This is a genomic window from Streptomyces sp. MBT53 (genome assembly GCF_016654115.1).
GTDB lineage: Bacteria > Actinomycetota > Actinomycetes > Streptomycetales > Streptomycetaceae > Streptomyces.
Genome location: NZ_JAEQAZ010000104.1, coordinates 1 through 24,342, shown reverse-complemented (window position 1 = coordinate 24,342; position 24,342 = coordinate 1). Strand labels below are relative to the sequence as shown.

Genomic DNA, 24,342 nt, shown 5'->3' with positions numbered 1-24,342 from the left:
GTGGGTAAAGCCCCCGCTGCTTTGGCAGTGGGGGCTTTTTCCTGTCACTGAACAGTGAAGGTCGACATGCGCAGGCCGTTGCTCAGGACCAGACAGACGTCCGTACGGCCCTTCGCCGCAGCGGTCAGATCCGCGGTCACCGTCTCGTAGTCGTACGACGATGAAGTCGCCGCCGTGTGAACCGTCCCCACGAGCTTTCCCGTCGGGGAGCCGAGCCGGACCTCGATCGAGCCGGCGGCCGTTCCCGCCACCTGAGCCGTGAACTTCGTTGCCCCCGTGCCCAGTTGGGTGTCCGCGAACTTCAGCCACGCGCCGTCCGCCGCCGCGCCCACCGCCGTGCCGCTCGCCTTTGACTCGTCGACGAGGTGGACGGCGGAGTAGTCGTCGAAGTTCTCGGCGCGGGTCGTTCGGGACAGGTTCCGGGGCGGGATGGTCTCCCCGTGGACCTGCCAGGTCGTACGGCTGCGGATGTCGGCGGAGGACGCTCCGGCCATGACGTCGTACGTGCCGGATTCCACGACCCATTTCGAACGGGTGACGTCCCAGTGGGCCAGATCCTGCTGCTTGAGCTTCAGGCGGACCGTTTTCGTCTCGCCGGGGTTGAGGGACACGCGCTGGAAGGCCTTCAGCTGTTTCAGGGGTTCCTTGTCGCGGGACGTGCGCTGGTGCGTGTAGAGCTGGACGACCTCGTCGCCCGCGCGGGTGCCGGTGTTGGTGACCGGGACCTCGTAGCCGCCGGCGACGGGTTTCAGGGTGCCGTAGCGGAAGGTCGTGTACGAGAGGCCGTAGCCGAAGGGGTAGAGCGGGGTGCCCTGGAAGTACTGGTAGGTGCGGTCGGACTTGATGATGTCGTAGTCGAGGATCGACGGGAGGTCGGCGTCCGAGCGGTACCAGGTCTGGGTGAGGCGGCCGGACGGGTTGACGTCGCCGTAGAGGACGTCGGCGAGGGCGTTGCCCGTCTCCTGGCCGGCGTGGGAGGTCCAGAGGAGGGCCGGGACCTCCTGCTGGAGGGCGCCGAGGGTGGTCGGGTAGCTGTTCTCGACGATCACGACCGTCTTCGGGTTGGCCCGATGGACCGCCTTGACCAGGGCTTCCTGCGAGGGGGCGAGGGAGAGGTCCGTGCGGTCGTGGGCCTCGCGGCCGTTGATCGACGGCATCGAGCCGATGACGACGACCGCCGTGTCCTTGCCCTTCACCGCGGCCACGGCGTCGGCGACTCCGCTGCGGACCACGTCCTTCGTGTAGTGCGCCGCCTGGTCCTTCGGTACGAGGCCCAGGGTGCCGTTCGCGTCGGTCGGGCCGAGGTAGACCGGGTTCGACCACCAGGACTCGGACGTCTCGTAGCCCGCGTATCTCAGCAAGTACGTGCCGTCGTCCTGCTGTTCCAGCTTGAACTGCTGCTGGACGTACCAACCGTTGGGCTGCGTCTGGTCGTTGACGAAGTTCGACCAGTTGTAGCCGACGTACTTGCCGTTGGCGGCCGAGCGCAGGGTGACGATGCCCGAGCCCCAGTCGAAGGCGTCGAACTGAGCTGTGGTTGTTGGGGTGTTGGCTGTCTCCTGCAGGGGCGCGCCCGTGTCGCCGGTGCCGGCCGTGACGTACTTGCCGGTCGCCGTGTCGCGCAGGGCGATGCGGTCGACTCCCTCGCTGGTGGCCACGGGGGCTTTCAGCTTCGCGGCGATGCCCTGTGCGGGGGTGACGGCGTAGGGGAGTGTGCCCGAGTACCAGTCGGTGTAGAGCGTGTCGGCGAGGGGGCCGACCACTGCCACATTTTTCTGTGTCGTTTTCAGCGGAAGTGACACACTTTTTTTGAGCAGTACCGTCCCCTCGGCCGCCGCCTTGCGCGCCAGCCGCCGATGCGCCGGGCTGTCGATCACCGACGCGTCGATCGAGCCGTACTTGCCGCCGCCCGGGTCGAACTCACCGAGCCGGACGCGGACGGAGAGGATGTCCGACGCCGCCTTGTCGATGTCCGACACCTTCAACAGGCCTTGCTGCAGCGCCGAGTTGATCGCGGAAGTCGTCGGGCCGGGATCGGCGCTGTTGTCCGTGAAACTGTCGACGCCCGCCTTGAGCGCCGCCGCGTCGCCCTCGGCGATCGTGGGGTAGTACTGCTGGGGCGTGACGATGTTGCCGGGGGCGAAGGCGTCGGTGACGTTCAGCAGATCCTGGTCGGTCCACTTCCGTACGACAGCGTCCAGATCCGGATTCACCGTGGCGGGGCGGCCGTTGACCAGGTTGTACGACGTCATCACGCCTGTCGCCGCGTCCGCCGCGATCGCCGGTTTGAACGCGGCCTCGTCGTACTCCTTCTCCACCCGTGGGCGCAGGTCGGAGGAGGTGGTCGCGCGGTCGACCTCGTTGTTGTAGGCGAGGTAGTGCTTGAGGGTGGGGGCGGTTTTGAGGTGGTCCGGGTCGCCGCCGGTCAGGCCCTCGCCGTAGGCCGTGGCGAGGGCGCCGGTCAGTTCGGGGTCCTCGCTGTAGCCCTCTTCGTTGCGGCCCCAGCGCGGGTCGCGCAACAGGTTCACCACCGGGGCCCAGAGGTTCAACCCCCAGCCGTCCGGGTGTAGTTGCTGGAAGCCGCGGGCCTCGTCGCCGACCGCCGAGCCGACCTGTTCCATCAGCGCCGGGTCCCAGGTGGAGGCGAGCCCGATGGCCTGCGGGAAGACGGTGGCCTTGCCGAGCCAGGCGACACCGTGCAGCGCCTCGGTGCCGGTGCGGAAGGACTGGATTCCGAGGCGCGGGATCGCGGGCTCGTACTGGTGGAGGAGGGAGATCTTCTCGTCGAGGGTCAGTCGGCCGAGGAGGTCGTCAACGCGCTTGTTCACGGGGAGAGTCGGGTCGCGGAAGGGGTACGGGGTGTCGGCCGTCGCCGGGACCGTGGCTCCCAGGCCGACGATCAGGGCGAACGCCACGGCGAGCGTGGTTCTGTGGCCTGTTCTGTGGCCTGTTCTTTGACTTCTTCTCTTGCCTTTCATGTCGCGGCTCCTTCAAGTAGGGCCTTGCATGCGGGCGTTGTGAACGTCAGGGCGCGTGGCGCGGTGCCGTGCTCGCGCGTTCCGTCAGCCGGGGTGCGAGCAGCGTTGCGTCGGGCACGGTCTTGCCGCCCAGCTTCTTCATCAGCAACTCAACCGCCCTGGAACCGAGTTCGGCGGCGGGCAGCGCGACCGAGGTGACCGGGACCCGTACGGACTCCGCGAGTTCGTCGGGGCAGATCGCGGTGATCGAGAGATCGCCGGGGACGCGCAGGCCCAACTGCTCGAAGGCGTCGACGAGGGGTTCCAGGAGCGGTTCGTTGTGGACGACGACTCCGGTCAACGCGGGCTGCTCGCGCAGCAGTTGTTCGGCCACGGCGGCTGCCGCGGCGGGCGCAGGCTCGCACGGGTGGACGCAGGAGATGAGCCCGTTGCGGTGCGCGGCGGCCGTGAAGCCCTGAACGACCCGCTGGGCGAAGGCGGTTCGGCGGACGTACACCTCGGGCGGTGACCCGACGAGGGCGACGACCCGGTGCCCGAGCCCCGCGAGCCGCTCCACGCACAGCTCACCGGCCGCCCTGAAGTCGAGGTCGATGCAGGTCAGCCCGTCGGCCTCGGCGGGGAAGCCGATCAGCACGGACGGCCGGTCCAGCGAGCGGAGCAACGGCAGTCGGGGGTCGTTCAGTTGGACGTCCATCACGATCATCGCGTCCACGAGAGCCGTGTCCGCGACCCGCCGCAGCCCCTCCTCGCCCTCCTCCTGGGTGAGCAGCAGCACGTCGTGGTCGTGGCGCCGGGCCGTGGTCGCCACCGACATCGCGAACTGCATGACCACGGGCACATGGATGCCGGTGCGTAAGGGAATGACGAGGGCCAGCACATTGGAACGGCTGCTGGCCAGGGCGCGGGCACCGGCGTGCGGCCGGTAGCCCAGCTCGCGGATGGACTCCTCGACGCGCTGCCGGGTCTCCTCGGAGATCGGACGCTTGCCGCTCAGCGCGTACGACACGGTGCTGGGGGAGACCCCGGCGTGCCGCGCCACATCGGTGATCTTCACCATCAGCCCAGCTCCAAGGTCAGAAACCCGCTGCCCGACCTCGACCGCTCCCCGGCGGCCAGCGCCCACGCCACGGACGGATCGCTGCACGACGCCCGCAGCGTGTCCCCTTCCCGTACGACGGTGAAGGTCACGTCGCCGACCGGTACCGTCACCTGCGCGCCCCGCTCCAGGCCGTACGCCCGCAGGGTGACCCCGTCGGCGAAGTCGTAGTCGGGCCGGTCGGACACCGCGCCGACCGGGATCACCGCACCCGGCCGGACGAGCAGCGGCACGCTGTCGAACCCGTGCTTCTCGCGCACCCAGCGCGGCCCGGTGACCGTACGGCCGGTGAGGTAGTGGGTCCAGGTGCCCTCGGGGACGTAGTACGAGACGTCGCCGTCATCGCTGAACACGGGCGCGACCAGCAGATCGCTGCCGAGCATGTACTGCCGTTCCAGGTGCGCGCACCCGGGATCCTCCGGGAACTCCAGCACCATCGCCCGCATCATCGGCACGCCCTCGGCGGAGGCGGTGCGCGCGGTCTCGTAGAGATACGGCATGAGGCTCAGCTTCAGGCGGGTGAACTGCCGTAGTACGTCCACGGATTCCTCGTCGAAGAGCCACGGGACCCGGTAGGAGGAGCTGCCGTGCAGACGGCTGTGGGAGGACAACAGGCCGAAGGCCAGCCAGCGTTTGAAGAGGGCGGGGGTCGGGGTGCCCTCGAAACCGCCGATGTCGTGGCTCCAGTAGCCGAAGCCGGACAGGCCGAGCGACAGCCCGCCGCGCAGGGACTCGGCCATCGACTCGTACGTCGCCTCGCAGTCGCCGCCCCAGTGAACGGGGTACTTCTGGCTGCCCGTTGTGGCCGAGCGGGCGAAGACGACCGCTTCGCCCTCGCCCCGGTGCTTGCGCAGGACGTCGAAGACCGTGCGGTTGTAGAGGTAGGTGTAGTAGTTGTGCATCCGCTCGGGGTCCGCGCCGTCCGCGTAGGCGACGTCGACGGGGACCCGCTCGCCGAAGTCGGTCTTGAAGCAGTCGACGCCCTGTGCGAGGAGCGCCTCCAGCTTTCCGGCGTACCAGTCGCGGGCGGCCGGACTGGTGAAGTCGACCAGGGCCATGCCCGGTTGCCACAGGTCCCACTGCCAGACACTGCCGTCCGGCCGGCGCAGCAGATGCCCGAGCGCCTTGCCCTCGGCGAAGAGCGGCGAGCGCTGCGCGATGTACGGGTTGATCCAGACGCAGATGTGCAGCCCGCGGTCCTTCAGCCGGGCGAGCATGCCCTCCGGGTCGGGGAAGACCCGCGGATCCCACTGGAAGTCGCACCAGTTGAACTCGCGCATCCAGAAACAGTCGAAGTGGAAGACGGAGAGCGGGAGTTCACGCTCTCGCATGCCCTCGATGAAGGATGTCACCGTCTCCTCGTCGTAGGAGGTGGTGAACGACGTCGACAGCCACAGGCCGAACGACCAGGCGGGCGGGAGCGCCGGGCGGCCGGTGAGGGCGGAGTACTTGCGGAGGATGTCCTTCGGAGTCGGGCCGTAGATGACGTAGTACGTCAACTGCTGGCTCTCCACGCTGAACTGGACCCGGGAGACCGCCTCCGAGCCGACCTCGAAGGAGACCCGGCCGGGGTGGTCGACGAAGACGCCGTAGCCCGCGTCGGTGAGATAGAAGGGGACGTTCTTGTAGGCCTGTTCGGTGGCGGTGCCGCCGTCGGCGTTCCACATGTCGACGACCTGGCCGTTCTTGACGAGCGGGCCGAAGCGTTCGCCGAGTCCGTAGACGGAAGTGCCCACTTGGAGCCCCAGCTGCTCGCGGAGGTAGTGGGCGCCGGTCGCGTCCCGCATGATGCCCATGCCCTTGGGGCCGCTGCTGGTGAGGGTCCGGCCGTGGGCGAGGAAGTCGACGTGCCAGGGCCCGGTGCGCGCCACCTGGACCGACAGCGCGCCGGAGGTGAGGGTCGCGCGCTCGTCGTCGTAGGACGTGTGAACGGCGAAGTCCTGTGTCCGCACGTCGAATTGGGGGCCGCGCGGCTGTTCGCCCTCGAAGTGGGTGAAGGTGACGCCGATGACGTCGGGCATCGGGGCGTGGGTGCTGATCGTCACGACCGGTCCCTTCAGCAGGTCGCCGCGGTGGCGGATGGGGACGGTCGGCGCGTGGATCTCCAACGCGCCGTCCGGAGCGGTGACATCGAGGACTTCGACCGGGTGGGCGGCGGTGACGCCCTCGCGCAGCAGCCAGTAGCCGTCGGTGAACTTCATGTGGGGGTCCCCTTACTACTTGACGGCACCTACGGCGATGCCGCGCGTGAGGGTCCGCTGGAAGACGAGGAAGAAGACGATGGCGGGCAACACACCCAGCAGGGCGGCCGCGTTGGTCATCGTGGCGTCCATCAGACGCTGGCCCTGGAGGACGCCGAGGGCCACCGACACGGTCTGGTTGTCGTTGGAGATCAGCATGACCAGGGGGAGCAGGAACTCGTTCCAGGTCCAGATGAAGAAGAAGACCAGGAGGACGCCGATCGTGGGGCGGCTGACCGGGACCACGATCCGCCACAGCACCTGCCACTTGTTGGCGCCGTCGATCCGGGCCGCCTCGATGATCTCGCGGGGGAACTGGCCGAGCACGGACGAGAGCAGATACGTGCCGAACGCCGCCTGGATCACCGTGAACACGATGATGACGCTCAACCTCGTGTCGTACAGGCCGACTTGCTTGCTGAGGTAGTAGATCGGGTAGACCAGCGCCTCCTGCGGCAGCATGTTGGCGAGGACGAAGAAGGCCAGGACCCATGTGCGGCCCCGGATACGGCCGATGCCGATCGCGTAGGCGTTGAGGACCGAGAGGACGGCGGCGAGGACGGCCACCGAGCCGCTGATCAGAACGGAGTTGAAGAGTTTCTGGCCGTAGTCGACGCGCTGCCAGAAGTCCTTGAGGCCGTCCAGGTAGAGGCCCTTGGGGAGGCTGAGCGGGCCGTGTTCGGAGTACTCGGCCGGTGACTTCACGGCGTTGATCAGGACGATCAGGAACGGGACGACCATGAAGAGGGCGGCGATGCACAGGGCGATCAGCACCGGGTAGCGGCGCAGGGCGGTCGTCATGCGCGGTCACCTTCCTCCGCGCGGGTCTGGAGTTTGAGGAAGGCGAGGGAGAGCACCAGGATGATCACGGTCAGCACCGTGGAGATCGCGGCGCCGTAGCCGACCTGGGTCTTCTCGAAGAACGTGGTGAAGGAAAAGTAGGAGGGGACGTCGGTCGCGCCGCCCGGGCCGCCCTTCGTGAGGACGTACACCGCGCCGAACACCTTGAGCGCGGCGATCGTGCACCAGGTGAGGACGACGTAGATCTCGGGGCGGATCTGCGGCAGCGTGATGTGCCAGAAGCGGCGCCACCAGCCGGCGCCGTCCAGTTCGGCGGCCTCGTAGAGCTGGGGGTCGACGCGTTGCAGGCCGGCCATGAACACCACGAGTGGGAAGCCGAGTTGGACCCAGACCATGACGCCCATGACGCTGTAGAGCGCGATGTCGGGGTCGCCGAGCCAGTCCTGCTGCCACGAGCCCAACCCCACTGCTTTCAGGAGGGTGTTGAGGGAGCCGTTGTCGGGGGCGAGGATCCAGCTCCAGACGATGCCGGCGACCGCGATCGGGAGCACCTGCGGGAGGTAGAAGCAGGCGCGGAGGACCGAGGCGATACGGCTGCCGAAGTGCTTGCCGATGTAGTCGAACAGGGCGGCGGCCAGGACGAGTCCGACGATCGTCGGTACGGCGGCCATCGCCACGACCATGAACAGGCTGTGCCGGAAGGACGCCCAGAACTCCGAATCGTCCAGCAGGTCACGGTAGTTGGCGAGGCCGGTCCACTTGGGGTCGCCGATGCCCTGCCAACTGGTGAAGCTCACGACCGTGTTCATCAGGAACGGGACGACGATCACGGCGAGCGCGGCGAGGGCGCCGGGGAGCAGGAACAGGGCGTACGAGTTTCGGGGGCGAGGGCGGCGCGGGCCGGTGGTGTGGTGGCTGGTGCCGGCCCGCGCGCCCTTCTCGACGGTGACCGTCATGTCGACGGAACGCCCTTGTCGTACGCCTTCTGCAGGTTGCTGAGATAGGCGTCAGGTTTCTCGCTGCTGGTGATCAGCTTCTGGGTCTCGGAGACGAGGACGTCGTAGAAGCCGGGGACCGGCCAGTCGGGGTAGAAGGCGAGGCCGTCGCGGGCCGTGAGGGTGTTGAAGTTGGCTATGAGCTCCTTGGACTTGGGGTCCGTGATCGCGGAGGTGTCGGCCGCGACCGGGATGCCGCCCTTGTTGCCCATCAGGTTCTGGATCTTCTTCGACAGGGTGATGTCGATGAAGTCGTAGGCGAGTTGCTTGTTCTTGGCGCCCTTGGGGACGACCCAGATGTTGCCGCCGGAGCCGAGGGTGAGGTTCGAGCCGGGCCACAGGGTCGTGCCCCAGTCGAACTTGGCCTCCGTCTGGAAGCGGCCGTACCACCAGCTGCCGGAGAACAGGATCGGTGTCTTGCCCTGGATCCAGGAGACACCGGCGTCCTCGGCCTTGGTGGAGCTGGAGGTCTTGGCGATGTAGCCCTTCTTCACCCAGTCGGCGAAGGTGGTCGCCGCGTAGGTCCAGGCCGGGTCGTGGAAGTCCGTCTTCCCCTTGTACAGCTCGTACTTGTCGACCCAGGAGCGGTCGGCCTTCGAGAGGGCGAGCTGGTAGAGGTACTGCTGGGCCGGGTACTCGGCGCCGGCGTTGGCTAGCGGGGTGACGCCCTTCGCCACGAACTGGTCCATGGCGGCGGTGAGTTCGTCGAACGTCTTCGGCTCGGCGATCTTGTACTTCTTGAAGAGGTCCTTGTTGTAGTAGACCATCGTGTACTCGCCGTAGTCGGTCACGCCGTACCACTTGCCGGAGCCCATCACTCCGTTGGTGTCGTACAGGTCGGTCGTGCCGACGCTCGCGGGGATCTTCTTGTCCCAGCCACGGGCCTTGGCCTCGGCGGTGAGATCGGTGAGCAGGCCTTGCTTGGACAGCAGGCCGGCGGTCGCGTTGCCCTTGTTGTACTCCATGACGTCCGGCGCGTCGGAGGAGTTGAGGACCATCGGGGCCGTCTTCTGGATCTGCTCGAAGCCCTTCTCCTCGAACTTCACCTTCACGCCCGGGTGTTGGGCCTTGAACTCCTTGATGGCCTCGTTCCAGGCCACGCCCATCGCACTGTCGGGGCCCTCGTAGTGCCAGAGCTTCAGGGTCTTGCCGTCTGAGCTGCCGCTGTCCGAGTTGCCGCAGGACGTGAGGAGCAGGGCTCCCGTCACGATCACTGCGGCCGTCATCGTTCGCTTTCGGGTCGTCAACATCCAGGGCCTCCGGGGGAGTCGGATGGGTGTCGAAGCGCTTCGATGAAGGAACGTATGTAGGCGGTGGTGATGCGTCAATGGGGTAGGCGGAGATTGGCGCAAGCGGTTCGACGAGTTGTGGGTCGGGTGCGGGTCGGTGCGGGCTGGTCGCGCCCACGCGGCGGAGCCGCACATCGATACAGCCCCGCGCCCCTCAAGGAACTGCCCTGGTCGGTGCTGCGATGACGAGGGCCGTTGTTGCTGACGCAACCGGCAGCCAGAATGCCGACATTGGTGAAGCGTGGTCCGCTGTCCAGCCGCCCGTCGCCGCACCGCACGCGATTCCCAGCAGCAAGCTCGTCACCGCCAGGCTCATGCCCTCGTTCAACCGGTCTTCCGGCGTGCGGTGTTGGAGGAGGGTCATCGCGGTGACCATCGTCGGGGCCGTTGCCATGCCCGCCGGCAGCAAGGACGCAGCCAACGCGGGTAGTGAGCCCAACGTGCTCGCTGCCAGCAGCGGCAGAGTCATCAGGCCGCTCATCGCCAACAGGCACCACCGCAGCCGGAGTTCCGGCGCCCCCGTCGGTCTCAGCCTCCCGTACAGCAGGCCCGCCGCGCACGAACCGGCCGCCTGGAGTGCCAACACCGCACCGCCCGCCGCACGGTGACCCGTCGCGTTCGCGTACGCGAGCGTGGCGACCTCCATCGAACCGAACACCGCGCCCGTCGCCACGAAGCCGGCGAGGAGGGGAGGGATGCCGGGCACGCGCAGGGGCGGACCGCCCTTCGGGGCCGGTCTCGGCGGGGGCTCCGTCGAACGCTGTGCCGTGAAGATCAGGATGCCGGTGAGCAGGAGCACCGCCCCGGTCAGCGTCCCCGCCTCAGGGAAGAACGTGCCGCACAGGAAGGCGGCGAGCGCCGGGCCCAGCATGAAGCACAGCTCGTCGGCCGCCTGCTCGAAGGAGTTCGCGGTGTGCAGGGCCTCGGTGTCGCCGGCGAGGAGATGGGCCCAGCGGGCGCGGGACATGCCGCCGGTGTTGGGGGTCGTCGCGGTGGCCGCGTACGCGGCGAACAGGGTCCAGTCGGGGGCGCCGTAGCGCGCACAGAGGACGAGGGCCACCGAGCCGAGGACCGCAACCACCGTTGCCGGTACGGCTGTTCGGGCCTGGCCGTGGCGGTCGGTCAGGCGCGCGAGCCACGGGCCGACGAGCGCTGTCGCCGCGAGGCCGGTCGCGGTGACGGCTCCGGCGAGGGCGTACGAGCCCCGTGAACCGGCGATCATCACGACCGCGCTCACGCTGAACATGCCCGCGGGCAGGCGGGCGATCAGGTTCCCGGCGGTGAAGGCGCGGGTGCCGGGGAGGGAGAAGAGGTGGCGGTACATGTCTCCCACCGTCGCTCCCGGACGATCAAGGGGTCCAACACCTGTTCCGCGCCGATTCACGCACCTGCGTTGTAAGTTCGCCGGATGTCCTGGACACCGGCCCACGTGGACCCCCGACTCCTCCGCGCCTTTCTCGCCGTCGCCGAGGAACTGCACTTCACCCGTGCCGCCGCCCGGCTCTACGTCGCCCAGCAGGCGCTGAGTCGTGATGTGCGGCGCTTGGAGCGGGAGTTGGGGGCCGAGCTGTTCGTGCGGACCACGCGGCAGGTGACGCTGACGGCGGACGGTGCGCGGCTGGTGCCGTACGCCCGGCAGGTGCTGGCCGCGCAGGACGAGTTGCTCGCCGCGTTCCGGCAGGCCCGGCCCCTGCTGGTGGATCTGAACTCACCGGGGCTTTGTACCGGGCGCCGGGTGCTGCACCGGGCCCGTGAACTCGCCCCGGAGCATGAACTGATGGCCCGCTACGAGAGCGGACTGACGGGTGCGGCGGGGGAGTTGCTGGCGGGGCGGCTCGACGTGTCGTTCGGACGGTTCGCCGGGCTCGACCGGGTGCTGCGGGCCGGGCTCGATCATCAACTCGTGCGGTACGAGCCGATGGCGGTCGTCCTGCCCGAGGACCACCGGCTGGCGTCGCTCGCGGAGGTGCCGGTGGACGCGCTCAAGGGGGAGACCGTGTACGCGGGGGCCGGGAATCCGCGGACCCCGGAGTGGACGGATCTCGCGCGGCGGTTGTTCGCGGGGCGTGACATCACGATTGCGGCGCCCGCCCCGATGGCCGTAGGAGAAGAGGAATTCGAACGGGTGATGGGGCGGATGCGGAACCCGGTTCTTGCTGTAGTGGGCTTTCCGGCCATGCCTCGGAGTGTGGTGCGGCCCCTGGTGAAGCCGGTGCCCCTGTCGTCTGTGTCGCTCGTGTGGCGAAAGGGGCTGGTGCACCCCGGATTCGACGCGCTTCGACGGGCTGCGGTGGAGATCGGTGGCGCCGAGGGGTGGTTGCGGCGACCCGGGGATGGGTGGATTCCGGCCATGGACGTGGACATGCTAAAGACGTAGAAATTACGCATCCTGGCACATGTGGAGTCTCACTACGCTACGTTCGGGCCTGAGCACGGTGTGATACAGGGGGCGCGGGAGCCGGTGGGGGACCGGTTCGACGGCGTGTGCTCGGGGTCGTTTGCGCTCTCGGAACAGTCCTTGGGGGGATGTGCGTGCGCGTGGAAAAGTGGCGAGAAGACACCCAACCGGAATGGCCCCAAGCCGCATCCGCGACCAGAGACGTACCGGTCGTAGGCGGAGAGGCCCAGGCGTTCCCGGAGACCGGAGCGGTCGGAGCGGCCAGGGGGTCGGAACTCCTTGAGGGTGGTCGGCACGGCCGGCACGGTGGGCGTGCCAGTCACGCCGGCGGTCGGATACGGAACGAGCAGTCCGGACCGCCGGGGGCAGGGTCGGGGGCGGGGTCGTCCTGGCCCGTCGTGCCCAAGGGGGTACGCAAGGGGCCGGCAGGGCCGCTCACCGGTTCGCCCATCGGTTCGCCCGCCGGTTCGCCCATCGGGCCTTCCGGCGCGCTGGCCGATCCCTGGGGTGCGGCCGCGGCGAACGATCCCGACGAGGTGACCGTCCAACTCGACGGGCCCGCCGAGGAGTCGGGAAGCGATCCAGGGGCGAAGGGCGCCGGTCAGGACGGCTCCGACGGGCCCGTGTTCGTCGACGCGTCCGGTCGCCGTAGCCGTAGGTACCGTCGGATCGGTATGGCCATCGGCATCGCCTGCGCGGTCTACGCCGTCGTCATCGTCGTGACCCTGTTGTCCGGCAGCTCGGACGCGCCCTGGCTCCCGGTGCCGGGGCAGAAGGACGACCCGCCCGCGGGCAAGGTCGACACCTCGCCGCTGCCCGCCGAGTCGGGTCGGCCGTCCGGCGGCAGCGGCAGCGTGGCGCCGGGGAACATTCCCACGGCGAGTGACGGTACGACACCGTCGCCGGGCGCCAGTGCGAGCGCGAGCGGCGCGTCCAAGGCGCCCGGCAGCAAGGCGACCACGTCCGCGTCCGCCAAGCCGTCCGCGAGCAAGAGCGCGTCGGCGCCGGTCGGCGGGAGCGTGAGCAATCCCGTCGTACAGCCCTCGCATCCGCAGGAGACTCCGTCGTCCGGCCCGAGCACACCGACGGGCAGTACGAGCGCCCCGGCGTCGCCGACGCCGAGCCCGACCGTGAGCGGGGGTGGGGGTGGGGGCACAGGCACGGTCGCCGACGGCCCGAGCAGCCCGTCGCCCGTGGCCCAGGGGCCGGCCGCGCCCGCCGAACCGGCGCCCGCACCGGCACCGTCCACGACCCCGGAGCACATCGTCTGATGGCATCGCACAACCGCCGCCCCGCCGCCACGAACACGGCCCCGGGCGGCCGTCACGGAGGCATACCCAAAACGGCACGCGGCTCCCGGCGCCGCCGCCTGTCCATGCGGTTCCTGCTGCCGATGCTGCTTCTCGTCGCGATGCTGGCGATGCTGATGCTGCGCGGTTATGTGCACAGCGAGATCCTTGCCGACCACCGCATCCGCCCCGAGGCGGCGACGAACAAGGTGCCGGAGAAGATCCTCGACGGCGGCCCGGTCATCGACACCCGCAGCGGCCGTACGACGAGTCTGGACGTGCCGGACCGCGACATCGTCCTGACCTTCGACGACGGCCCCGACCCGACCTGGACGCCCAAGGTCCTGGACGTGCTGAAGAAGCATCACGCGCACGCCGTCTTCTTCGTCACCGGCACCATGACCTCGCGCTACCCGGAGCTGGTCAAACGCATCGTGGACGAGGGCAACGAGGTCGGCGTGCACACCTTCAGCCACCCCGACCTCTCCTTCCAGTCCAAGAAGCGCATCGACTGGGAGCTGTCGCAGACCCAGCTCGCGATCACCGGCGCGGCCGGCATCCGGACGTCACTGTTCCGGCCGCCGTACTCGTCCTCCGCCGACGCGATGGACAACCTGTCCTGGCCGGTGACCGAGTACATCGGCACCCGCGGCTACCTCACCGCCGTCAACAACACGGACAGCGAGGACTGGCAGAAGCCCGGAGTCGCGAAGATCATCAGCAACGCGACCCCGCGCGCAGGCAAGGGCGCGATCGTGCTGATGCACGACTCCGGCGGCGACCGCCACCAGACCGTGCAGGCGCTCGACAAGTTCCTGCCGGAGATGCAGGCCAAGGGCTACAAGTTCGACAACCTCACCGAGGCGCTCGGTGCCCGCAGCGCGCTCACCCCGGTCACCGGCGTCGACCTGTGGAAGGGCAAGGCGTGGATCTTCCTGGTCCAGGCCTCGGACAACATCACCGACATCCTGGTGGTCGGTCTGGCGATCACCGGGTCCCTGGTCATCGCCCGCTTCGGGCTGATGCTCCTGCTCTCCGTGCTCCACGCCCGCCGGGTGCGCCGCAAGGGCTTCTCGTGGGGCCCACCGGTCACCGAACCGGTCACGGTCCTCGTCCCGGCGTACAACGAGGCCAAGTGCATTGAGAACACGGTCCGTTCACTGATGGCGAGCGAGCACCCCGTCGAGGTGATCGTCGTCGACGACGGCTCGGCCGACGGCACGGCGAGAATCGTGGAAGCGATGTTCCTGCCGAACGTCCGGGTCGTACGCCAGGTCAACGCGGGCAAACCGGCCGCCCTCAACCGCGGTCTGGCGAACGCCAGTCACGACCTCATCGTCATGATGGACGGCGACACGGTCTTCGAACCGGCCACCGTACGGGAGTTGGTGCAGCCCTTCGGCGACCCGCGCGTCGGCGCCGTCGCCGGCAACGCCAAGGTCGGCAACCGGGACTCCCTCATCGGTGCCTGGCAGCACATCGAGTACGTGATGGGCTTCAACCTCGACCGCCGGATGTACGACGTCCTGCGCTGCATGCCGACGATCCCGGGCGCCGTGGGGGCCTTCAGGAGAAGCGCGCTGGAGCGGGTCGGCGGCATGAGCGACGACACGCTCGCCGAGGACACCGACATCACGATGGCGATGCACAGGGACGGTTGGCGCGTCGTCTACGCCGAGAAGGCCCGCGCGTGGACCGAAGCCCCGGAGACGGTGCAGCAGTTGTGGTCCCAGCGCTACCGGTGGTCGTACGGCACGATGCAGGCGATCTGGAAGCACCGGGGCGCGCTGCTCGACCGGGGCCCGTCCGGCCGCTTCGGCAGGGTCGGCCTGCCGCTGGTGGCCCTCTTCATGGTCGTCGCGCCCATCCTGGCCCCGCTGATCGACGTGTTCCTGCTCTACGGCCTGGTGTTCGGCCCGACGGAGAAGACGTTCCTGGCCTGGCTGGGCGTCCTCGCCATCCAGGCGTTCTGCGCGGCGTACGCGTTCCGCCTGGACCGCGAACGCATGACCCACCTGGTCTCGCTCCCTCTCCAGCAGATCCTCTACCGCCAACTCATGTACGTCGTACTGCTCCAGTCCTGGATCACCGCGCTCACCGGAGGCCGCCTGCGATGGCAGAAGCTGCGGCGCACGGGGGTCGTGGAGGCGCCCGGCGGTCCGGTACCGACCCAACGCAGCCGCAACGGCAGTGACGATCGGAGGCCGGTCGCATGACGCACGGACACGGATACACGGCGGGGACGGGTACGGGCCCCGAGTCGACGCCGGCCTACGGGAATCCCCAACAGCGGCAACAGGAACCGGAGTTGGCGCCGGGGCCGGACCCGGCTAAGGCAAAGCCCAAGGCGGGCGGTGGCGGCAGGGACCGCTACCTCGACCTCCTCCGCTCGATCGCCCTCGTCCGGGTGGTCGTCTACCACCTCTTCGGCTGGGCCTGGCTGTCGGTCCTGTTCCCTTCCATGGGCGTGATGTTCGCGCTCGCGGGCTCCCTGATGGCCCGCTCGCTGAACCGCCCCGCGCTGGGCGTGATCAAGGGTCGGCTACGGCGACTGCTGCCCCCGCTGTGGGCGTTCAGCGCGGTGGTCCTGGTGCTGATGTTCACGATGGGCTGGAACCCGCTCAAGGACCCTGACCTGGGCGGCACTTGGTGGGGTGCGGCGAAGGTGTTCGACTACCTCGTGCCGTTCGGCGCACCGCCGTACCCCGAGCATCTGGGCTCCGAATCGGGCCTGTTGGAGAGCACGTGGGCGGACCAGGCGGCGGGGCCGCTCTGGTACCTGCGGGCGTACCTGTGGTTCGTGATCGCGTCACCGCTGTTGCTGTGGGCGTTCCGGCGGGTTCCGTGGGCGACGCTGCTGGCGCCCTTGCTGCTGACGGCAGTTGTCGGCACGGGCCTGGTGACCATCCCCGGCGAGACGGGCAACGCGGTGTCCGACTTCGCGGTGTACGGCGGCTGTTGGGTCCTGGGCTTCGCCCACCACGAGGGGAAGCTGAAGGAGGTCCCGCGTTATCTGGCGGTGTCGGGCGCGACCGTCATCATGGGCTTCGGCCTGTGGTGGGCGTCGGGTCATCTGGGCCCGGACGGCTGGGACTTGAACGACATCCCGCTGGCACAGGCGGCATGGTCCTTCGGGATCGTGGTCATCCTGCTCCAATACGCCCCGTCCTGGCAGGAGTTGCCGGGCCGCCTGGCCCGCTGGGACAAGCTGGTGACCCTCTCCAACAACCGCGCCGTCACGATCTACCTGTGGCACAACCTCCTCATCATGGCCACGGTCCCGATCATCGACCAGCTGTACAACCTGCCCTTCATGGAGAGCGACAGCGCGACCGCGCTGCTCGACAAGGCGGACACCTTCCTGATGTTCCTGCTGATCTGGCCGCTGATCGCGGTGGCGATCCTGGCGTTCGGGTGGATCGAGGACATTGCCGCGAAGCGGGGGCCGAGGTTGTGGCCCAACGGGGGCAGTGGTGGGGGGAGTCGGCGGAGGGGCTGAAACCGGCGCGCTGGGACTGTCACAGGCCTGCGTCATGCTCAGCGCATGCACGAGAACACCTTCTGGCAGCTCATCGACGACTGCACACCACCCACGCCCGACCCGGACGCCGAACAACTGGCGGCGGCATTGACGCACCGTCTCTCCGCCGGGCCACTGGCAACGGTCGTCGGTTTCGCCGAGCAACTCTCCTGGGCCCTCCACCGACTGGACCGCAGGGAGTACGGCAACAGGAACGGCCTGTCGGGGGACAGTTTTCTCTACACCCGCGCAGCCGTTGTTGCCGCAGGCCGTGGAGCCTACGAAGCCACGCTCCACGATCCCCGGCTTTTCACTCCCTACGTCGAAGACCTCATCTGGGCGGAGAGGCTGCTCTACGTGCCGGACGAGGCGTACGGCCGTATCACGGGTGAGGAGTGGGATCGCAGCACGCGCTATTCCTACGAGTCCTACTCGAACACTGAGGGATGGGCCGACGCGTAGCCCCTCAGGCCTCCGTCCCTTCCGCCTCGGCAGCGGGTCACCAGGAAAGGGCGAACCACAGGATGTGACGGTGGTCCTTCCTCGCGTCTTCCAAGTCCCTTGCGAGTTCCGCTGTTTCGGGTGAGTCGGGGACGTACACGATGGTGACGGTGTCGCCAGGCGACAGGGACTGGTACCGCATCGGGGACGAAACCGCGTCGCGTTCCGTGCCGTCCGCGGCGGTGTACGAGAAGTGCACTGAGACATAGTCCTCGCGCGACGAGAGCAAGGTGCACAGGCCCGTCGTCTCGACGCCGGATGCCTTGAGCCGCAGAGCCGCCCGGTACTTCCGGAACGTGTGCACTGTGGGGATGCCCATGCCGAGGGGCGCCATCGAGAGGATCAACAAGACGAATACGTCGCTCACCACCGGGGTCCCTCCGTCTGCCGGGTCAAAGAACGTGCACAGCGAGTGCCCCCGGCCGTCCGATATTGCATGTTGCCGTGCATGATCGCCGCTGTCGATGGTGGCTCGGGTGGGAGTTCGGGGCGGCTACATCTCGGTGGGGGAGCGGGACTTCAGCGTGTCTATGAGGTGCCGTAGGCCGGCGGGTGTGGTGGTGAGGATCGTGTTGGGGGCGTCGCTCTCGCGGAGGCGGATGACATCGGCGGGGGCGGCGGCGATGTAGACGCAGTTGGAGGCGTCGGGGCTGTAAGTGGACTTCTGCCAGACGTGGTTGGGCATCGTGCGACTCTTTCAGATGTCTTGGCTGATGCGGTGGATGAGGTCGCGGGACGCTTCAGGCTTCAAGGCGTTCTCCTCCATCCGGTCGATGACGTGACGGTACTTGTCCAACTGCGAAGCGGCGTCGAGGAATTCGCACCCGTGGTGAGCGTCCAACTGGACGGTGTCGAGCTGTGGGACCGCGCCCATGAGGTAGTCGATGGGTTGCCCGGTGCCGGGGAAGGAGCCTTTCCCGAACGGGATGATCCGCACGGTGACGTGGTCCAGTTCGCTCATGTCCAGCAGGTGGTCGAGTTGGCCACGGACCGTGGCGGGGCCGCCGTATCCCATGTGCAGTGCGGCCTCGTGGATCACGGCCGTGTAAGGGGGTGGAGTGTCGCGGTAGAGGATGCCCTGCCGTTTGACGCGATGACTCACCCGGTGCTCGATCTCGAACTGCCGCAGGGGCGGCACCGCCTCTTTGGCGAGGGCCCGGGCGTGATCGGTGGTCTGCAGCAGAGCGGGGATGTGGACGACCAGTCCCACGCGCAGTGCGGTCGCGTAGTGCTCCAGTTCGGCGAGATCGATGAGGCCGACGGGCAGGTTGTCGCGGTACTCCTCCCACCACCCGCGTGAGCGTCGGCCTGTCATCTCGGCCAGGGCGTCGATGAGTTGGTCGTCGAAGCAGTCGTACGAGCGCGTCATGCTGCGGACGCGGTCCGCGCTGAGGGCGCTGCGGCCGGTCTCGATCATGCTCACCCGTCCCTGGTTGACGCCCAGGCGGGCGGCGGCCTGCGTGACGTTGAGCCCGGCGCGTTCGCGGAGTTTGCGCAGCTCGGTACCGAGTCGCCGTTGACGCAGGGTGGGGTTGTTGGTGGGCGGCACAGCACCTCCGCTTCGGGCCGCGACGCGGCGCTCGTGTAGCTCACACGAGGTAATTACAGGTACATCTCTCAAGTTCGGGAGATTTATCTCCCATGCGGCTCTACGGTAGTCCCGTACCGCCCAACTGGCCTCGCCCATAAGCCGGAAGCGCACCGCACCCACGGCACTGCCACCGCCCGGCGCGGCCGTTGAGCGAATCCGAGTCCGTCACCCCCTCCCGGAGTCAGCCATGGTCACCGTATCCCCGCCCGCCACCTGGGTGTACGCCCTTCGACTACCGCACGACCCCCGAGCCGCACGCGTCGCACGTATGACCGTACGGGCCGCCCTCGACGGGCACGGGATGTCCGAAGTCCTGGACGTGGTCGAGCTGTTGACGTCCGAACTCGTCACCAACGCGTACCGGCACGCGAGGGGTCCCGCCTCCCTGCGTCTCACCGCCCTCGGGGACGGACGGCTGCGGGTCGGTGTCTGGGACTCGAACCCGTATATCCCCGCACCCTTCGACAAGCGACCCGGCGAGCGGCTTCCGCCTCCCCCGCTCGACGCCGACAGTGGGCGTGGGCTTCACCTCGTGCGGGCGTACGCCAGCTCCTGGGGCGGCTGGCCGATCGGTGACGGTGGGCTGTTGGACCGGGGAGCCGGAAAGCTGCTGTGGTTCGAAGTGGGCGGCCGTTGCGCCCGTTGACGGTCCGGGGCCGGGTCCGTCAGCCACGCGCCGTCAGGTACAGGCCGATACCGGCGAAGAAAACGGCGCCGACAGCCAACGGATCAGCGACGACCGACCAGGTGAAGTACCGCCGAAGCCTGGCCGGCCCCGGTAGCAGCCCGGCCTTCGACTCCGCCCGCACATGCGCCTGCATGGCGTGGTCGCAGACGCTGGAGAAGTCGTAGAACGCGTCCCACAGCGAACCGTCGAACAACGCGAAGTCGACGTTCTCCCCGTCGTGGGTCTCCAGGGAAAGGACACCCCGGAACAAGTCGCGGTGCAGCCTCTTCACCGCCGAGCAGGGCACCACCACGTGCCGCAGCACACCGAAGCGCACGATCTCGCCAGGCCGGAGCACCACCCTGATCAGCGAGCCCCGCCACAGGCACGACGCCATTGCCAGCGCTATGGCACACATGAAGGCACGGTCCCGTGCGAGGCCCACCGTGTCCAACTGGATGTACAAGGCGAAACCGGCGGCGCCACAGGACAGGCCCCTGAGGATGCCGACGCGCAGCCAGCGCACCAGTTTGATCTCTCCGCGCCGGTTCGGCCGGTAACCCCGTACCCGCTGGACGATCGGGGTCCCGGGCCCGTACCAGTCACGCAACCCCGACTGCCACAGCCCTGACGTCACCCGCGCGAGCGTACTCACAGGGGGATGGTCCCCCGGAAGTGGGGCACTTTCGCGCAGAGTGGCACACTTTTTTCACTCCACCCCCTGACACCGACCGCGCAGGCCGCAGCACCGGATATCGCATACTGACCCGCACGATCGCCACCGACCCAGGGGGACAAGTGGCCGACGACAGAGGGCCGTTGAGTGTCGCGGTGGACCCGGAGCGGCGGTTGTGGACGTTGCGGGCCAAGGGCGCCGGGGTGGGGCATCCGGTTGTGGAGGGCGACACGGTGTACGTGTCCGTGCCGGGTGAGCGCGTCGCCGCTCTCGATGCCGGCAGCGGGCGGGTGCGCTGGTGCAGTCGCGAGGTCGCGGAGGTGTGGCCGCCGTATGTGGCCGTCGCCGGTGCCGTGGTCGCCGTCCCCGTAAGGCAGAGGCAGGAGACGGAGCGCGATGCTTTCACCGCGCTGGACGCGGCCACCGGCAGGATGCGCTGGACCCGCCGCGAGAGTGCCCTGTGCGCCGTTGTCGCCGTCGGTGACTCGACCTTCGTCGTGTGGAACGGCACGCCCGAGGAACGCGGATCGATCGCCGGCGTCGACGCGCTCAGCGGCAAGACGTTGTGGGAGGACGAGTTCGAGCGGATCGACGAGCTCGTCGTGCGGGGGGAGCGGGTGATTCTGGGCGCGGGCCGGCTGCGGGCGCTGGACGGCCGTAGCGGTGACGAGATCTGGAGCGGAGGGGAGGGGGAGCTGCTCCGCCGGGCCGGAGAAGCTGTCGAGGACGCGGCCGTCTTCCTTTCCTGGCGCGGCAGGCCCTACGGGCCCAAGAGCCTCGTCGTAGGAGCCTCGGACACCGGCGAGCAACTCGCCGAGACCCGGTTCCCCAGGGAAGCCCAGAGGTACAGGTGGGGGCACCCCGAACTCGTCGACGGTGGGCGCGCGTTGTTCTACGGGACCACCGGGCGCCGGGTCCGGCTGCTGGAGTACGCGGGTCTGGACCGGGCCGAGGTGTCGGAGAGCTGGAAGCTGGGGTGGCTGCAACGGGGCTCCTTCATGAGAGTGCTGTGCGTCGGTGACTGGATCTACGCCCTCTGCTGGGATCGCCGGCTGTACGTCGCCGAGGTCGACCCACGGGGTGGCCTGCGGCGGTTGAGGCTGCGGGGCCCGTACAAGATGACCGTGCGGGAGCCGGAGTACCTCACCGCCGGGCCCGGGTATGTGCTCGCCTCGGGCAAGGACGGGATGGCCGTGCTGCGGGACGGTCGCGTGCTGTGGGCTTCGCACACCGTCCGGCCGGAGGTCCTGCCGGTGCCGCTCGACGGCGACCGTTTCCTGTTCAGGGCCCGGAGCCGGAACGGCAAGGAGATCCGGCTGTACTGCGCCGACGTGGAGACCGGTCGGCGCGTGCTGCCCTGAGGACACCTCACCGTGCGCTTCCCCCGCTCGTGAGAGCAACGTTCCCTTCCGGTCACTCACAGCCACAGCGTGGAAATCCGCCGTCCCTACCTTCGGGATGCAGCCCTTGGAAGACAAACCGCTCGTTACCCCGTAGTGGACCGTGGAGGCGTCATGACAGCCACTGGCAAGTGGATCGAGCACTGGGATCCGGAGGACGAGACCTTCTGGCGGGAGACCGGAGAGAAGGTCGCCCGTCGCAATCTCCTCTTCTCCGTGCTCTCCGAGCACATCGGCTTCTCGATCTGGACGCTGTGGTCCGTGCTCGTGCTCTTCATGGGCCCGGAGTACGGGCTGACCCCGGCCGACAAGTTCCTGCTGACCTCGATGGTCACGCTCGTCGGCGCGGTCGTCCGGGTGCCGTACACCTTCGCGGTCGCCGTCTTCGGCGGGCGGAACTGGACGATCGTCTCCGCGAGCCTCCTCCTCATCCCCACCATCGCCGCGTTCGTGGTGATGAAGCCGGGGACCTCCTTCGACACCTTCCTCTGGATCGGCCTGCTGGCCGGTATCGGCGGCGGCAACTTCGCCTCCTCCATGACCAACATCAACGCCTTCTTCCCGCTGCGGAAGAAGGGGTGGGCCCTCGGGCTCAACGCCGGGGGCGGCAACATCGGGGTTCCTGTGATCCAGTTGATCGCCCTCGCGATCATCGGGGCCAGTGGCGGGCCGCGCGTGCTGCTCGGGATCTACATCCCGCTCATCCTGATCGCCGCCACCCTCGCCGCCCTCTTCATGGACAACCTCACCTCCGTGAAGAACGACACCGGCGCCGCCAAGGACGCCGCCCGGGACTGGCACACCTGGATCATGGCGTTCCTGTACATCGGCACGTTCGGGTCGTTCATCGGATACGCGTTCGCCTTCGGGCAGGTGCTCCAGGTCCAGTTCGGCCGTACGCCGCTGCAGGCCGCGTACCTCACCTTCATCGGCCCGCTGCTCGGCTCGCTCATCCGCCCCGTGGGCGGCTGGCTCGCCGACCGCTACGGCGGCGCGAAGATCACCCTGTGGAACTTCGTCGCCATGGCCGCCGCCACCGCCGTACTTCTCGTCGCCAGCATGCAGAAGTCGCTGCCGCTGTTCGTCTCCGTCTTCATCGTCCTGTTCGTGCTCAGCGGGCTCGGCAACGGGTCGACGTACAAGATGATCCCCGGCATCTTCCAGACCAAGGCCCTCGCGAAGGGGCTCGAAGGGGATGAGGCTGCCGCCTACGGTCGTCGGCTCTCCGGGGCCTCCATGGGGCTCATCGGGGCGGTCGGCGCGCTCGGCGGCGTCGGCATCAACCTCGCCTTCCGGCAGTCCTTCCTCTCCTACGGCTCCGGCACCGGCGCGTTCGTCGCCTTCCTCGCCTTCTACGGCCTCTGCTTCGCGGTCACCTGGGCCGTATACCTTCGCCGCCCGACCGCACAGGCGCAGGCCAAAGCTTCCGCATCGGAGGCGAAGCCGCAGCTCAGCTATGCCGAGGTGTGACGTAACACTGTCGACATGAAGTCGAACCGAGCCTGTCACGCACCGTTGACAGGCTCGTTCGTCATGTAGGCACCGCCGCACCACCCCCTGCACGACTGCATGCACGACTACGTTCGGGACGAGAGACATGGACGAACAACCGCAGCGACCGGAGAGCGCGCCCCACGGCCCCCTCTCCGGATTCACCGTGGGCGTCACCGCCGCACGCCGCGCCGACGAGCTGGGGGCCCTGCTCCAGCGGCGCGGCGCGGTGGTCGTTCACGCGCCCGCGCTGCGCATCGTGCCCCTCGCCGACGACAGCGAACTGCTCGCCGCCACCAAGGAGTTGATCGACCAGGCGCCCGACGTCGTGGTGGCCACCACCGCGATCGGATTCCGCGGGTGGGTCGAGGCCGCCGACGGGTGGGGGCTCGGCGAAGGCCTCCTCGACCGGCTGCGCGGGGTGGAGCTGCTCGCCCGCGGGCCCAAGGTGAAGGGCGCGGTACGGGCCGCCGGTCTCACCGAGGAGTGGTCACCGTCCTCCGAGTCCATGGCCGAGGTGCTCGACCGGCTCCTGGAGGAGGGCGTCGACGGCCGCCGGGTCGCCGTACAGCTGCACGGTGAACCGCTGCCCGGGTTCGTCGAATCCCTGCGGGCCGGGGGAGCGGAGGTCGTGGTGGTCCCCGTGTACCGGTGGATGCCGCCCGAGGACATCGCCCCGGTGGACCGGCTGCTGGACGCGGCGGTCTCGCGCGGCCTGGACGCGCTGACCTTCACCAGCGCCCCGGCCGCCGCGTCGCTCCTCTCCCGCGCCGAGACCCGCGGCCTGTTGCCCGAACTCCTCGCCGCCCTGGACCACGACGTCCTCCCGGCCTGCGTCGGCCCCGTCACCGCGCTCCCGCTCCAGAACCACGGCATCACCACGGTCCAGCCCGAACGCTTCCGCCTCGGCCCGCTCGTCCAGCTCCTCTGCCAGGAACTCCCCGCCCGTGCCCGCACCCTGCCCGTCGCGGGCCACCGGGTGGAGATCCGTGGCCACGCGGTCCTGGTCGACGGCGAGCTACGGCCCGTTCCGCCGGCCGGTATGTCCCTGCTCCGTGCCCTGTCCCGCCGGCCCGGCTGGGTCGTCGCCCGCGCGGAACTCCTGCGGGCCCTGCCCGGCGCCGGGCGCGACGAGCACGCCGTAGAAACGGCGATGGCACGTCTGCGTACGGCACTCGGCGCGCCGAAGCTGATCCAGACGGTGGTGAAACGGGGGTACCGGCTGGCGCTGGATCCGGCGGCGGACGAGAAGTACTCCGACGGTTGAGCAGGGGTTTGTGCGGGGTGTCGATGCGGGCGTTCCCGGGGGCTCCGCCCCCAGACCCCCGATCGGCCCTGAAGGGGCCTCGTCCTCAAACGCCGGACGGGCTGCAAGTCAGCCCGTCCGGCGTTCGAGGAGCGGGGTCACAG

Annotated in this window: 20 protein-coding genes; 9 read left to right on the top strand and 11 right to left on the bottom strand. The window is 68.8% G+C overall.

Annotation, left to right across the window (positions count from 1 at the left end; translation table 11 throughout):
• Positions 1-44: 44 nt before the first annotated feature.
• The 7 genes from JHN45_RS31640 to JHN45_RS31610 form a co-directional block, all read right to left on the bottom strand.
• Complete coding sequence (locus JHN45_RS31640) at positions 45-2,915, bottom strand: glycoside hydrolase family 3 protein (protein WP_200711921.1); 2,871 nt, start codon at positions 2,913-2,915, stop codon at positions 45-47.
• 109 nt (positions 2,916-3,024) lie between these two features.
• Positions 3,025-4,035, bottom strand: a complete 1,011-nt coding sequence (locus JHN45_RS31635) for a LacI family DNA-binding transcriptional regulator (RefSeq protein WP_200711920.1) — start codon at positions 4,033-4,035, stop codon at positions 3,025-3,027.
• Positions 4,035-6,275: an alpha-xylosidase gene (gene yicI / locus JHN45_RS31630; protein ID WP_200711919.1), complete on the bottom strand. Its 2,241-nt coding sequence runs from the start codon at positions 6,273-6,275 to the stop codon at positions 4,035-4,037. Before yicI ends, JHN45_RS31635 begins: the two co-directional genes overlap by 1 nt.
• 15 nt (positions 6,276-6,290) lie before the next feature.
• Entirely contained in the window at positions 6,291-7,115 is an 825-nt protein-coding gene (locus JHN45_RS31625) for a carbohydrate ABC transporter permease (RefSeq protein WP_200711918.1), read from the bottom strand.
• On the bottom strand, positions 7,112-8,071 hold the full coding sequence (locus JHN45_RS31620) for a carbohydrate ABC transporter permease (RefSeq protein WP_200711917.1): 960 nt from the start codon (positions 8,069-8,071) through the stop codon (positions 7,112-7,114). Before JHN45_RS31620 ends, JHN45_RS31625 begins: the two co-directional genes overlap by 4 nt.
• Complete coding sequence (locus JHN45_RS31615; protein WP_234468334.1) at positions 8,068-9,336, bottom strand: ABC transporter substrate-binding protein; 1,269 nt, start codon at positions 9,334-9,336, stop codon at positions 8,068-8,070. Before JHN45_RS31615 ends, JHN45_RS31620 begins: the two co-directional genes overlap by 4 nt.
• Positions 9,337-9,553: 217 nt before the next feature.
• Positions 9,554-10,723: an MFS transporter gene (locus JHN45_RS31610; protein ID WP_200711915.1), complete on the bottom strand. Its 1,170-nt coding sequence runs from the start codon at positions 10,721-10,723 to the stop codon at positions 9,554-9,556.
• An 84-nt stretch (positions 10,724-10,807) separates the two neighbouring features.
• Here JHN45_RS31610 and JHN45_RS31605 point away from each other — a divergent pair, with 84 nt between their 5' ends.
• The 5 genes from JHN45_RS31605 to JHN45_RS31585 all read left to right on the top strand — a co-directional run bounded on the left by JHN45_RS31605 (position 10,808) and on the right by JHN45_RS31585 (position 17,068).
• Entirely contained in the window at positions 10,808-11,776 is a 969-nt protein-coding gene (locus tag JHN45_RS31605; protein ID WP_200711914.1) for a LysR family transcriptional regulator, read from the top strand.
• Between the two features lie 419 nt (positions 11,777-12,195).
• Positions 12,196-13,068 carry a hypothetical protein gene (locus tag JHN45_RS31600; RefSeq protein ID WP_201052137.1) on the top strand — a complete coding sequence of 291 codons (873 nt, stop codon included), beginning with the start codon at positions 12,196-12,198 and terminating at the stop codon, positions 13,066-13,068.
• 104 nt (positions 13,069-13,172) lie between these two features.
• A complete protein-coding gene (locus tag JHN45_RS31595; protein ID WP_236584326.1) occupies positions 13,173-15,302 on the top strand; it encodes a glycosyltransferase in 2,130 nt (709 codons plus the stop codon).
• Positions 15,299-16,585: an acyltransferase gene (locus JHN45_RS31590; RefSeq protein ID WP_201052135.1), complete on the top strand. Its 1,287-nt coding sequence runs from the start codon at positions 15,299-15,301 to the stop codon at positions 16,583-16,585. The genes JHN45_RS31595 and JHN45_RS31590 overlap by 4 nt, the downstream gene beginning before the upstream one ends.
• Positions 16,586-16,630: 45 nt before the next feature.
• Positions 16,631-17,068, top strand: coding sequence for a DUF4240 domain-containing protein (locus tag JHN45_RS31585; RefSeq protein ID WP_201052133.1), 438 nt, complete (start codon positions 16,631-16,633; stop codon positions 17,066-17,068).
• Positions 17,069-17,105: 37 nt separating this feature from the next.
• Here JHN45_RS31585 and JHN45_RS31580 read toward each other — a convergent pair whose 3' ends face one another.
• From JHN45_RS31580 to JHN45_RS31570, 3 genes are all read right to left on the bottom strand, one after another.
• Complete coding sequence (locus JHN45_RS31580; protein WP_201052131.1) at positions 17,106-17,474, bottom strand: DUF3592 domain-containing protein; 369 nt, start codon at positions 17,472-17,474, stop codon at positions 17,106-17,108.
• Between the two features lie 126 nt (positions 17,475-17,600).
• Positions 17,601-17,792 (bottom strand): DUF397 domain-containing protein, encoded by a 192-nt coding sequence (locus tag JHN45_RS31575; protein WP_200711909.1) that lies wholly within the window; start codon positions 17,790-17,792, stop codon positions 17,601-17,603.
• 12 nt (positions 17,793-17,804) lie between these two features.
• Positions 17,805-18,656 (bottom strand): helix-turn-helix transcriptional regulator, encoded by an 852-nt coding sequence (locus JHN45_RS31570; RefSeq protein ID WP_200711908.1) that lies wholly within the window; start codon positions 18,654-18,656, stop codon positions 17,805-17,807.
• A 229-nt stretch (positions 18,657-18,885) separates the two neighbouring features.
• On the opposite strand from JHN45_RS31570, the gene JHN45_RS31565 reads away from it, so the two are divergent.
• Positions 18,886-19,344 carry an ATP-binding protein gene (locus JHN45_RS31565; RefSeq protein WP_201052129.1) on the top strand — a complete coding sequence of 153 codons (459 nt, stop codon included), beginning with the start codon at positions 18,886-18,888 and terminating at the stop codon, positions 19,342-19,344.
• Positions 19,345-19,363: 19 nt separating this feature from the next.
• Here JHN45_RS31565 and JHN45_RS31560 read toward each other — a convergent pair whose 3' ends face one another.
• Positions 19,364-20,020 carry a hypothetical protein gene (locus JHN45_RS31560; protein ID WP_307783243.1) on the bottom strand — a complete coding sequence of 219 codons (657 nt, stop codon included), beginning with the start codon at positions 20,018-20,020 and terminating at the stop codon, positions 19,364-19,366.
• A gap of 143 nt (positions 20,021-20,163) precedes the next feature.
• Here JHN45_RS31560 and JHN45_RS31555 point away from each other — a divergent pair, with 143 nt between their 5' ends.
• The 3 genes from JHN45_RS31555 (at position 20,164) to JHN45_RS31545 (ending at position 24,199) form a co-directional block, all read left to right on the top strand.
• A complete protein-coding gene (locus tag JHN45_RS31555) occupies positions 20,164-21,402 on the top strand; it encodes a PQQ-binding-like beta-propeller repeat protein (RefSeq protein WP_201052127.1) in 1,239 nt (412 codons plus the stop codon).
• A gap of 153 nt (positions 21,403-21,555) precedes the next feature.
• Positions 21,556-22,911, top strand: a complete 1,356-nt coding sequence (locus tag JHN45_RS31550) for a NarK/NasA family nitrate transporter (protein WP_201052125.1) — start codon at positions 21,556-21,558, stop codon at positions 22,909-22,911.
• Between the two features lie 127 nt (positions 22,912-23,038).
• Positions 23,039-24,199 (top strand): uroporphyrinogen-III synthase, encoded by a 1,161-nt coding sequence (locus JHN45_RS31545; RefSeq protein WP_200711904.1) that lies wholly within the window; start codon positions 23,039-23,041, stop codon positions 24,197-24,199.
• The last annotated feature ends 143 nt before the right edge of the window (positions 24,200-24,342 follow it).

Excerpts from the sequence above, each read along its gene's own strand:
- JHN45_RS31635 (WP_200711920.1), bottom strand. The coding sequence starts at position 4,035 with ATGGTGAAGATCACCGATGTGGCGCGGCACGCCGGGGTCTCCCCCAGC.
- yicI (WP_200711919.1), bottom strand. The coding sequence starts at position 6,275 with ATGAAGTTCACCGACGGCTACTGGCTGCTGCGCGAGGGCGTCACCGCC.
- JHN45_RS31625 (WP_200711918.1), bottom strand. The coding sequence starts at position 7,115 with ATGACGACCGCCCTGCGCCGCTACCCGGTGCTGATCGCCCTGTGCATC.
- JHN45_RS31620 (WP_200711917.1), bottom strand. The coding sequence starts at position 8,071 with ATGACGGTCACCGTCGAGAAGGGCGCGCGGGCCGGCACCAGCCACCAC.
- JHN45_RS31615 (WP_234468334.1), bottom strand. The coding sequence starts at position 9,336 with ATGACGGCCGCAGTGATCGTGACGGGAGCCCTGCTCCTCACGTCCTGC.
- JHN45_RS31610 (WP_200711915.1), bottom strand. The coding sequence starts at position 10,723 with ATGTACCGCCACCTCTTCTCCCTCCCCGGCACCCGCGCCTTCACCGCC.
- JHN45_RS31605 (WP_200711914.1), top strand. The coding sequence starts at position 10,808 with ATGTCCTGGACACCGGCCCACGTGGACCCCCGACTCCTCCGCGCCTTT.
- JHN45_RS31595 (WP_236584326.1), top strand. The coding sequence starts at position 13,173 with ATGCGGTTCCTGCTGCCGATGCTGCTTCTCGTCGCGATGCTGGCGATG.
- JHN45_RS31590 (WP_201052135.1), top strand. The coding sequence starts at position 15,299 with ATGACGCACGGACACGGATACACGGCGGGGACGGGTACGGGCCCCGAG.
- JHN45_RS31585 (WP_201052133.1), top strand. The coding sequence starts at position 16,631 with ATGCACGAGAACACCTTCTGGCAGCTCATCGACGACTGCACACCACCC.
- JHN45_RS31575 (WP_200711909.1), bottom strand. The coding sequence starts at position 17,792 with ATGCCCAACCACGTCTGGCAGAAGTCCACTTACAGCCCCGACGCCTCC.
- JHN45_RS31565 (WP_201052129.1), top strand. The coding sequence starts at position 18,886 with ATGGTCACCGTATCCCCGCCCGCCACCTGGGTGTACGCCCTTCGACTA.
- JHN45_RS31550 (WP_201052125.1), top strand. The coding sequence starts at position 21,556 with ATGACAGCCACTGGCAAGTGGATCGAGCACTGGGATCCGGAGGACGAG.
- JHN45_RS31545 (WP_200711904.1), top strand. The coding sequence starts at position 23,039 with ATGGACGAACAACCGCAGCGACCGGAGAGCGCGCCCCACGGCCCCCTC.